The organism is Cytophagaceae bacterium ABcell3, assembly GCA_030913385.1.
Classification (GTDB): Bacteria; Bacteroidota; Bacteroidia; order Cytophagales; family Cytophagaceae; genus ABcell3.
Genome location: CP133159.1, coordinates 5,105,001 through 5,115,000, shown reverse-complemented (window position 1 = coordinate 5,115,000; position 10,000 = coordinate 5,105,001). Strand labels below are relative to the sequence as shown.

General features: G+C 37.8%; 5 protein-coding genes and 2 rRNA genes (1 of these 7 running past the window's edge). 6 read left to right on the top strand and 1 reads right to left on the bottom strand.

From position 1 onward, the window contains the following. The 6 genes from RCC89_21045 to RCC89_21020 all read left to right on the top strand — a co-directional run. Positions 1-1,878, top strand: a 23S ribosomal RNA gene (locus tag RCC89_21045) (it extends 1,022 nt beyond the left edge of the window). A gap of 188 nt (positions 1,879-2,066) precedes the next feature. Beyond that, positions 2,067-2,178, top strand: a 5S ribosomal RNA gene (gene rrf, locus RCC89_21040). A 289-nt stretch (positions 2,179-2,467) separates the two neighbouring features. After that, positions 2,468-2,854, top strand: a complete 387-nt coding sequence (locus RCC89_21035) for a hypothetical protein (GenBank protein ID WMJ75619.1) — start codon at positions 2,468-2,470, stop codon at positions 2,852-2,854. 31 nt (positions 2,855-2,885) lie between these two features. Next, positions 2,886-3,806 carry a transposase gene (locus RCC89_21030; protein WMJ75618.1) on the top strand — a complete coding sequence of 307 codons (921 nt, stop codon included), beginning with the start codon at positions 2,886-2,888 and terminating at the stop codon, positions 3,804-3,806. Positions 3,807-4,142: 336 nt separating this feature from the next. After that, the gene (locus RCC89_21025) at positions 4,143-5,792 is read left to right on the top strand and encodes a T9SS type A sorting domain-containing protein (protein ID WMJ75617.1); all 1,650 of its coding nucleotides are present in this window, start codon (positions 4,143-4,145) and stop codon (positions 5,790-5,792) included. A 569-nt stretch (positions 5,793-6,361) separates the two neighbouring features. Then, complete coding sequence (locus tag RCC89_21020; protein ID WMJ75616.1) at positions 6,362-7,084, top strand: glycosyltransferase family 2 protein; 723 nt, start codon at positions 6,362-6,364, stop codon at positions 7,082-7,084. Positions 7,085-7,175: 91 nt separating this feature from the next. Here RCC89_21020 and RCC89_21015 read toward each other — a convergent pair whose 3' ends face one another. Continuing rightward, positions 7,176-9,494 carry a hypothetical protein gene (locus RCC89_21015; protein ID WMJ75615.1) on the bottom strand — a complete coding sequence of 773 codons (2,319 nt, stop codon included), beginning with the start codon at positions 9,492-9,494 and terminating at the stop codon, positions 7,176-7,178. Between the last annotated feature and the right edge of the window lie 506 nt (positions 9,495-10,000).

The window sequence follows — 10,000 nt, the reverse complement described above, 5'->3', positions numbered from 1 at the left end:
CAACAGCTAAGGTCCCCAAATCTACGCTAAGTTGAACTAAGGTGGTCCAGCTGCCGAGACAGCCAGGATGTTGGCTTGGAAGCAGCCATTCATTTAAAGAGTGCGTAACAGCTCACTGGTCGAGCGGCAGGGCATCGATAATAAACGGGCATCAAGCGTGGTACCGAAGCTTTGGATTTGTGCATTAATGTACAAGTGGTAGGGGAGCATTCCAAACAGCGGCGAAGGGGAACTGTAAGGTTTTCTGGAGCGTTTGGAAAAGCAAATGTAGGCATAAGTAACGATAATGCGGGCGAGAAACCCGCACACCGATAGACTAAGGTTTTCCCGGCCATGCTAATCAGCCGGGAGTTAGTCGGGACCTAAGGAGAACCCGAAAGGGGCATTCGATGGACAACTGGTTAATATTCCAGTACCGGCGATATGGAGTGATGGGGAGACGGAGTAGTGAAAGGCCTGCGCACTGACGGAATAGTGCGTTTAAGCAATTAGGTATAGGGCCGGTAGGCAAATCCGCCGGCCTTGCTGAACTGCGAAAGTACTCAGCGGCTCCGGCCAATGAGATAATGGCCCTAACCAGACTTCCAAGAAAATCCTCTAAGCGTTAATCCGTATTGCCGCCCGTACCGTAAACCGACACAGGTAGTCAAGGAGAGAATCCTGAGGTGCTCGAGTGAGTCATGGCTAAGGAACTCGGCAAAATGGCCCTGTAACTTCGGGAGAAGGGGCGCCTACTCAGCAATGAGAGGCCGCAGTGAAAAGGCCCAGGCGACTGTTTAACAAAAACACATGTCTTTGCGAAATCGAAAGATGAGGTATAAGGACTGACACCTGCCCGGTGCCGGAAGGTTAAGGGGGGACGTTAGGGGCGACCCAAAGCGTTGAACTGAAGCCCCGGTAAACGGCGGCCGTAACTATAACGGTCCTAAGGTAGCGAAATTCCTTGTCGGGTAAGTTCCGACCTGCACGAATGGTGTAACGATCTGGGCACTGTCTCAGCCATGAGCTCGGTGAAATTGTAGTAGCGGTGAAGATGCCGCTTACCCGCAACGGGACGGAAAGACCCCATGAACCTTTACTATAGCTTTACATTGACTTTGGGTAAGGGATGTGTAGGATAGGCCGGAGGCTGAGAAGCGGTGTCGCCAGGCATCGCGGAGCCGTCCTTGAAATACGGCCCTTTCCTTATCTGGAGTCTAATCCGCCAGATGGCGGAGACATTGTATGGTGGGTAGTTTGACTGGGGTGGTCGCCTCCAAAAGAGTAACGGAGGCTTTCAAAGGTACCCTCAGCACGCTTGGTAACCGTGCGCAGAGTGCAATAGCAAAAGGGTGCTTGACTGTGAGGCCAACAAGCCGATCAGGGTCGAAAGACGGATATAGTGATCCGGTGGTTCCGCATGGAAGGGCCATCGCTCAAAGGATAAAAGGTACTCTGGGGATAACAGGCTGATCTCCCCCAAGAGCTCACATCGACGGGGAGGTTTGGCACCTCGATGTCGGCTCGTCACATCCTGGGGCTGGAGAAGGTCCCAAGGGTTCGGCTGTTCGCCGATTAAAGTGGCACGCGAGCTGGGTTCAGAACGTCGTGAGACAGTTCGGTCCCTATCTGTTGTGGGCGTAAGAAGCTTGAGAGGAGCTGACCTTAGTACGAGAGGACCGGGTTGGACGAACCTCTGGTGTATCTGTTGTGCCGCCAGGTGCATTGCAGAGTAGCTACGTTCGGACGAGATAAGCACTGAAAGCATCTAAGTGCGAAACTCGCCTCAAGATGAGGCTTCTATACAGGGTCGTCAGAGACTATGACGTCGATAGGTTGCAAGTGTAAAGGCAGAAATGTCAAAGCTGAGCAATACTAATTACCCGGAGACTTTCTTTTTTGCGCTGCCAATTTCTATTAGTCTGCTTTTCACATGTTAAAAATATTAGAGCTTCCCCAAATGTAGGGGACGGCCAACAAGGTGACCGCAAGTATAGCGGTACACCGAAAAAAAACTTAATGGTGATCCCGATAGCTATCGGGGTAGCACAGGTGTCCGCCAAAAGGGTGGTAACCTTAAAGATCTTAATGGTGACTATTGCACGGGTGTCCACCTCTTCCCATTCCGAACAGAGAAGTTAAGCCCCGTCGCGCTGATGGTACTGCGGTAAAACGTGGAAGAGTAAGTCGTTGCCAGTTTTGTACAAGCCTTGTCGTGTAAACGGCAAGGCTTTTTTTATGCAAGTAGTGCCGATTTTCAATCGGCGCGTGCCGTATATTACTAAAGTTAAGACCGCTGCTCTTTCTATTGCGTACCAAATGAGTGATTATTATTACTATAAAGTAATTGTGGGAAACCCATTTCTGGGACAGGTTGCTCAGGTGCGAAATATTAATTTTACCGGTAAAGACTATGGGATGAGAAATAAAATTGGCTCACACGTAAAAGTTGGGGAGTCTTGGTTTTATTTGTTAATTTTAAGGCAAGATGAAAGAAAGCATTATTGCCCCTTTTTTGCCGGAAGGCATACTAGATTTTTTTGAAATAGAAGCTGTAATAGAGCTATGTGACCTGAACAGCAAAAGAGCTTTTTATAAAATCAACCTCATTGAGCAGAACCGGCTATTAGGAAAGCATAATCCTGAAGAGTACGAGTCTAAAGGTTTTTATGAACCTAAAATTGTTCAAGATTTCCCTATCAGGGGAAAAGCCGTTTATCTTGAATTTAAGCGACGAAGGTGGAGGCATAAAACATGCAAGAACAAAATAGTTTACAATGACTATTCATTTGTAGCTGAAGGCTCTAAAATCACTCAAGAGCTTTCAGATTTTTTAAAAGGTACAGGTCGAGACCCGCGAAGATACCATTGGTAACATTGGCAGCTATTATGAGGTCAAAGGGGATTTGTTGAGGAGGCACTATAAGAAGAAAAGCAGTGGGTTTAAGCAGTGGGAACAAAAAGAGCATGCAGAGGACTATTTGGTCTTTCCGGACAATATCGGAGAGCATCTTAGTATAGACGAAGTTGCACTGTCAAAAGGAGAGTTGTACACTTTTATTACCAATAAAAACGGGAGAGGCAAAAAAGGCTCTTTGGTAGCTTCTGTAAAAGGCACATTGTCGGCAAATATCATACAAGTCCTAGAGAAAATCCCTCTGGAACAAAGGAATAAAGTAAAGGAAGTAACCCTTGACATGGCAAAAAACATGGAGTCATCCGCAAGAACATGTTTCCCCATGGCAAATTTGGTTACAGACCGCTTTCATGTAGTAAGGCTGGCCCTGGAGGCTCTACAACATATAAGGGTCAATCAAAGATGGGTTGAACTAGATATGGAAAACAAGGCTATCGAAGCTGCCAAAAAGAATGGCGTTAGGTATAAAGCACCCTTATTGCCCAATGGGGACACCCCAAAGCAACTTTTGGCCCGCTGCAGGTATGTCTTTGCCAAAAAGAAAGCTGATTGGACTCAAAGCCAAGAGCAGAGAGCCAACATAGCTTTTGAAAATTATCCAGACCTCAAAAAAGCTTATGACCATGTTCTTGGGTTTAGGCTAATATATGAAAGCAACACAAAAATATCCGCTGAAAAAAAGTTTGCTGAATGGATCAATAAAACTCATGAGATGGAAACCAAGGAATTTTTAACGGTAGCAAATACAGTAAGCAACCATATGAGCAATATTCTAAACTTCTTTGACAATAGATCTACCAATGCAAATGCGGAATCTTTTAATTCAAAAATAAAGCTCTTCAGGGCAAACTTAAGAGGCGTTGTAGATACAAGGTTCTTCTTGTTCAGGCTCTCTAAGCTTTTTGCTTAAATCCCCAGAAAAATACGGTGACCCATAAAATTTATTCTTTTTTGAGAGTTAAAACTTTCCTCTTATTTTTGGTTTCTAATTTTAATAATTGTTGACATTACATTGTATTTTAATTATCTCTAGCACAACTGAGGCAACAGTTGTTAGAGTTTTGAGTTTTCACATATACGTGCTTTATAAGAACAACACGAGTATTTAATGGCTATAGAGCATGTTTGTTGTTTTGCATAACACATAACTTTATATAGTTAATAGTGTATCTTTTTTCGGTAATTTATATTTTTGTAATATTTTGCTTAACTTTGTAAAGTTTCCATTTTCAAACAAAATATTACTATGGAAAACTTGTACAACCAATGCTATTTAAAAGTTCTTGCATTTATTTTTTTAAGTGTTTTTTTTTCAGGAGTTGAAATTTCTGCTCAGCAATTAACACTTCCTAATCAAGCCTCTCTTTTTTATAATAATTCCAGAGATGGTCATCAGGTAGTGTGTTCAGGCCCGGTGGAATTAATGGCAACTTTTAGAAATGATGGTGGGGTTCTGGAAGACAGAAGTTTCAGGTTTTGGCTTTCTAGGAACGGTCAAATAATAAACCCTATGGATCACAATATTCAAATTTCAGTTGAAAGTAATAAAGATGTTCATTCGAAACAGACGAGAGAGTTTGTGGTTTATATAAATATGTCGATGCCTAGCTTACAGTCTAATTATGGTACGTATGCAGTAATGGCTGAATATCGGTATACCGGATTGGATGGAAGATGGTACTGGCAGCAAGCAACAACTAACAGTATTAACATAAATGGCTTTATTAGACAACAAGGAACTGTTCTCCGTGAAACCGGTGAAGGTTGGAAGTTTGCGAGTGGGGACTATAATAATGACGGCAAAGTGGATATTTGGGCTGTTAATCATAAAACTGGTTCCGGGAGAACTGATCTCCATATTATGGATGGAGCATCTAATTTTCGAAGGTTCAATTTGCAAGAAGTTACCATTCTTCGTGAAACAGACGGGTGGGATTTTCAAGTAGGAGATTATAACAGGGACGGTATTCTTGATTTATATGCAATAGCTAGGAGAAATGGCTCAGGTAGGACAGAAGTTCATGTCTTAGATGGAAGGACACGATTTAAATCTTTTTTGCTGCAAAGGGCTACTATTCATCGTGAAACTAATGATGACTGGCATTTTTTAGTAGGAGATTATAATAATGATGGATTTAATGACTTGTATGCAATAGCCACAAGAAGGGCAAATGGATCAACCCAGGCGGAAATTCATATTCTTAATGGAAGAGATAATTTTAATTCATATTTGTATCAAAGGCAGGTTCCTTTAAGGAATGCCTATGAAGATTTCAAGTTTTTATTAAATATCAGAGGAGGAAGATGTCGGCCTGATGTAGTTGCTATAAAAAAGCAGAATACAGGAACACGTAGCACAGAGGTTCATGTTTTAAGTGGAGAAAGTAATTACCAAGGCTTTAAAAGACAAACAGGAACTGGAATGGGTAATAGACCAAACAGTGATTTTGTTCTAGGAAACCTTACCGCAGACTTTACTAAGGATATTATTGAAGTGAAGACTGGTCGTACAGGTACAAGATCAACAGAGCTTCACGGTATTGCTGGAGCATGTTATTTAGATATGAGATGTTCACGTGGTGCTTTAACGGCTAGAGAGGCACAAACGGAAGGAGAGGAAGATGAAGAAAATATAACAAATATAGATGAAGGTTATGAAAACGCATTCAAACTTTACCCTAATCCAGTACAAGACGTTCTGCATGTAATGTTTAGTGGAGCGTCTAACAGTAAATCCCAAATAAATATTTATAATATGAGTGGTCAAAAAGTAAGAAGTATGACACTTATTGAAGAGAATAGCAGAATTGAAGTTGCTGACTTATTGGGTGGAGTATATATTTATGAGATTTTAAGTGAAACTGGGAATAAGAAAGGTAAATTCGTTAAGTTGTAACTTTTATTATACATAAGCATATTAGTTGACATATTATTAGGAGTGTTAGGATTCAATATTTATATACCTTTGATGGTATAGGCAAACGCAAATATTTTTTCCATTATACTGAAAAATCATCAGTATTTGATATATAGTGAGTGTACCTTTTTTGGGCACTCACTCCTTCTTGGCATATTTACAAAATATTTTATCTATAAATTCATCATTTTACACACTTAAAAGTAACATATTTCAGGGTGCATTTTCGGGATATGTGTTAAGGTGACTGAATAGTGATGATGCTTTTGAATCATTGGTGGAGTAGCCTGTTAACTTGTTGCTTTTACGATTGCAACCTATAAGTAGTTGGTAACAGAAAATAACCAATAATTTATTTATACCCCATTTGATTAAATTTTATATGGTACTCACCCGTTTTATAAAAAAATCTTCAGTCAGTTTCTTTAATCCCAAAAAGTCATAACTTTGTATTTCTTTAGTTGATTCTATAGTTAAAATATAGAATGTTTTGCAAGCCTGCTGTTATTCTTTGAGGAGTCAAGTGAATTACTTTGAACGAACTTTAAATGAATCTTGATATAGTACTACCCTGTTATAACCCAATAGACTCTTGGGTAGAAACCATTATTTCCTCCTATCAAACCTTATGCAAAAGGTTGCCGGATACAAATATCAATATTTACCTAGTAAATGATGGATCAGGAAAAAAAATTAAAGATTCTGATATAGAGTACTTAAATGCTAATATTAAGTCTTTTCATTATATTTCATATTACTTTAATAGAGGGAAAGGGTATGCCTTAAGGAAAGGTGTTAAAAAGACTAAAAGTGAAATTGTAATTTTTACCGATGTTGACTTTCCTTATGAGGAGGATAGTTTATTAAAGGTTTATAATGTCCTAGTTCATAAAGAAGCAGATATTTGTTTAGGTATTCGAGATGAATCATACTATGAAAAAGTTCCACCTGAAAGGGTAAAACTTTCAAAATTCTTACGTTACATTACTCGAAAATTATTAAGTATACCAGTTAATGATACTCAGTGTGGTTTAAAAGGTTTTAACCAAAGAGGAAAAGATATTTTCTTGAAAACCTCTATTAAGAGATACCTTTTTGATATAGAATTTATATTCTTAGCGGCTAGAACACAAGGTATTATATTTAAACCTATAGAAGTAAAGCTAAAACCTGGAATTGTTTTTTCTAAAATTAACTTTAAACTTTTATTTAAAGAAATTTTAAATTTTATATTTATTTTCATTCGTTTCAGACTTATAAAGTCCAAGTAAGCAGTAGTTAGAAACTTATTCAGTTTATGCTTTTGTTTATTACTTGTTCTGACAACTTATCAAATCAAACCCGGGAATTTGTCCATATAAACTATTGCGGTTTTTGTACATATACCCTGTTATTTTTGTACAGTAGACCTTTATCTTGGTCATATTTGTAAACATCTGCATTAGCTGGTCTTATTAGCATTTCGTCAAAATGAATCATTCCTTTGACCATTTCGTTATTTTTAACTTTTACCGCTATATGTGAGCAGTTTTCATCTAGATCAAAATCTACTTCTATTAAAGCCCAATCATTGTCTAAGGTAGTTAGTTTTCTGAAATACTGATCTTCGTGTCTTTTGATTATATTTCCATCGTTGTCTTTGAGGTCTATAACATAGCGGCCTCTTGCATAAACATCTTTCGTAAAATCACCTACCCAAAAGTTTAACACATAAGGGGTAATTTCTTTTTGAGAAGGTGCTGGTCCATCATATAGAGTAGTTTCCTGTGTTATGTCTACCAGTAAACTGCCATTTCCTCTTAAGACTTTGTTACCCGCCCCCTCATCAAATGTCAAATTGATCATGTTGCATTGAGGGTTGTTACTTTCAAAGCCATTGGTTAATAGGTGCTTTTCTAATGAATTATACTCGTTAAAAACCTTTTGTTTATTTTCATTATGGAGGTTTTCTAAAGTAGAAAATGGTAACTCATATACTGAGAATTCAGGACCCTTATGAATTAGTTTACTTTTGTCTATTATTGTTTTTTCAGTTGGCTCAAGTTCTTCTTCAATGGCTAATACCAAGAAGGGTTTTTTTGATTTGAAATCTTTAACTACTTCTAAAGGTTTGTATGGTTCAATATAGGCTGCTACATTCTTATAGGTTTGAGACAGGGAAGTCCTGCTCATATGTACCCCAGTTGTGGGCAAACCAGTTTTTAAAGAATATATAGATGTATACTTAAATATGTTGGATGGTTTCTGAATCCAAATGCTTTCAGAGCCAACATGGAAATATGGAAAAGGAATAATGGCTTGATATCGTGAAATATCAATTTTATTTAACCATATATTATTAATGGTCTGGTTTTTAGTATCTACCAACTCTGGTATCGATTTGTTTAAGATCTCTCCATGGTTTCTATTAGCTATGTATGCATCATATCCTAGAAGAAAAAATACTGCAGTGTATAATGCATACCTTTTTTTTGTACTTAAAGATGTGGAATATTTATAAATGGTATAGAAAGCAACAAGGTTTATGATATAGAAGAAAATCCAAGAAAACCTACCTACACCTCTCAACTGTTTCAGAAAGGGTACTAAATCAAACAATGGCATGGATAAGGATAGAATCCAGCCAAACGAAAAGATTAATGTTACTATACCGATCCAAAAAAGTAAATTGATGAGCCCATTATCTGTTATAGGTAAGATCTTCGAAAATTCTTTTCTTATCAATCTTTTGACTAGGAAGACAACTGCTATTAAAACTACTATTAGTGCATTCATTCCTATAAAAGCTATGCCTTCAAACTGTAAGTAAGGAAGATTGATATATTTGGGGAAAAGTAAATAGGAGTCGTGTGGCTTGCTTACTGGGAAAAATACACTTAAAGGGTTTGATACATAAGTAAACAATCCCCAAGGGTTCATTGTCCTATCGGTTATAGGATCAGTAAAATACATTGCTAGTTTTATGCTTATAAAAGGTAAAGCCAACATAATAGCCGCATTTAATAAGCTACTTTGTAAACTTATTTTTTTTGAAATAAAGGCGAAAAGGAGAAACAATAGAATTATAGACCCTAGAATTCCAAAATAGTATAAATGAAAAAAACCGAGTATAGTCACAGAAATGCATACTAAAATACTAATTGTTTTTGTTGGTCTGTCATAGAACTTTGTTAATAAATAGATAATTAGAGGAATAGCAAAAACATATGATAAGGTATAGTGGCCGCCAAATCTTGGGATTTGAGGAGATGCGAAGGCTATTCCTATTGCTGCCAAGTGTGAAAATACCAAAGGAATGTTAAACCTTCTAAGTATTAAAAATATAATTGGCGCACATACAAGTAGTGAAAAGATTGTCAGGAAGTTAATTATTCCTAACGTATAGTTTTTTAAGAACGGGAAGTAAGGGTCTAGGTACTTTACTATTAAGGAAATAGGGGTTAAACCACTGGTAAAAAAAATGTTTTCACCATAAGGATAGTTCATCCCGTTAAACTGAAAATAAGTATCATCATAATTTAAGTGATACAAAGTTGCATAGTAGGCTTGTATGCCATCTCCAGTGATACCAAAATAGCTGCTGTTTAGGTTTAAGATAACCTTCGAGTAGAAGGTGAATAGTATGACAAGGGCTAGTAAAATGTGTAGGCTTATCTGTGCTGAGTTGTTTTTAAGATCCATTTATACTTGCTTCTTTGCAGTTTTGTGGGTTATTAAATGTTTGCCTAGCAATTTAGTAAAGTATCCTGATTCAACGTATAATATTTTTCAATATTATATTATGATTATATGCTTGGAGATGTCTTTTTTTAACTTTTAAATGGAATATATATAATAAAAGATGTTATTTATTCGGGTGTAGTTTAATCCTAGTGACTAGACGTTGTTAAATACATGCTTCTTTTATTAACATTTTTTTATCTTCATTTACAGGGAGATGATAAATTTATTGAAAAAACTTCGGTGCGGGGTTTGGAAATGTAAAACAAGTCCCCTACTTTTGTATCCTCAATCGGAGATAAGACAAACGAAAAAGAGTTCAAACGGAACTTTTATATTAACAGGGAAGTTGACAATAAGCGCCGGGATTAAAAGGCGATCAACCGTTAGCTGCGATGCTTTCGGAGTACCTCAATAAGATGATAGGCAGAGAAGCCTGATAACAAATCCAGAAACAATTTAAGGGA

Bases quoted from the DNA above. Each gene is read 5' to 3' on its own strand.
- RCC89_21020 (WMJ75616.1), top strand. From the start codon at position 6,362: ATGAATCTTGATATAGTACTACCCTGTTATAACCCAATAGACTCTTGG.
- RCC89_21025 (WMJ75617.1), top strand. From the start codon at position 4,143: ATGGAAAACTTGTACAACCAATGCTATTTAAAAGTTCTTGCATTTATT.
- RCC89_21035 (WMJ75619.1), top strand. From the start codon at position 2,468: ATGAAAGAAAGCATTATTGCCCCTTTTTTGCCGGAAGGCATACTAGAT.
- RCC89_21015 (WMJ75615.1), bottom strand. From the start codon at position 9,494: ATGGATCTTAAAAACAACTCAGCACAGATAAGCCTACACATTTTACTA.